Annotated in this window: 1 protein-coding gene; it reads right to left on the bottom strand. The window is 58.6% G+C overall.

The features are described from left to right. A partial coding sequence (locus EN935_RS38375; protein WP_127374364.1) for a DUF2817 domain-containing protein occupies positions 1 to 812 on the bottom strand: 812 nt, incomplete at both ends.

Raw genomic sequence — 812 nt, 5'->3', positions numbered from 1 at the left:
GCTTGATACCCCGCGCGACGTCATCGAGACCGCCTGGGTCCCCGTATCGGTAAAGCCAGCACTCGTCGCGCATGGCATTTTCGACGTCGCCGGACGGATAGGTTCCATACTCGAGTGCAATGAACGTGACCCGCTCTATGCCGATTTCACGGGCCCATATGTATTGGGTCAGGCCTGGTATAACCGCTGATGTCGACGTTCCACGCAATGGCTCGGTCAGACTATCACCATACCAAGCGGTCGCACGGTCTCGGCCGGGCTCTTCGGGTCGGCAACCACAGATGGGCTCGCCGTATCCAAAAGGCCCGAGACCAGTGTGATAGTCGATGATCGCGACCTGGGTTTTGGTCGAGAGGCTAAAGTCCTGGACCATCCTTTCAATTGTCATGCGCGACCACGTTGGCCCTTCGCCACCATAGTGTATGCCCTGCGGATCGACATGCTGACCCATCGTGCGCACCCTGCGGTATTCTGCCAGGCCATGCTCTTCGATGAAACGTTCACGCTTTGCGAGCGCGGCGTCCGCAACAGGACCGTTCAATTCACTTGGAGAAAAGGCATCAGCCAGCTCAAGGAAGCGAGGATTGTCGAGAGGTCCGTCGGTGAAGTCCAAGCCGTTGCGATTGAGATCGACGTTACCTTCCGTGCCTCGACGCTGCCAGCTGTAGCCATAAGGGTTGATTGCGTGCACGATGAGGGCGGCGGTATCCTCTGGTAGGGTTGGCGGACCGCCATTGCTCATCCAGTCAAGTTGGGCCCCCGTACCGCAAAAGCCCTCGACACCATGGGTGGAGGAAACGAGGACCATGACC

Origin of the sequence: Mesorhizobium sp. M7D.F.Ca.US.004.03.1.1, from assembly GCF_003998635.1 — a bacterium.
Taxonomy (GTDB): domain Bacteria; phylum Pseudomonadota; class Alphaproteobacteria; order Rhizobiales; family Rhizobiaceae; genus Mesorhizobium; species Mesorhizobium loti.
Note: the sequence above shows the minus strand (reverse complement) of the source record. Positions and strands in the feature narration are given on the sequence as shown.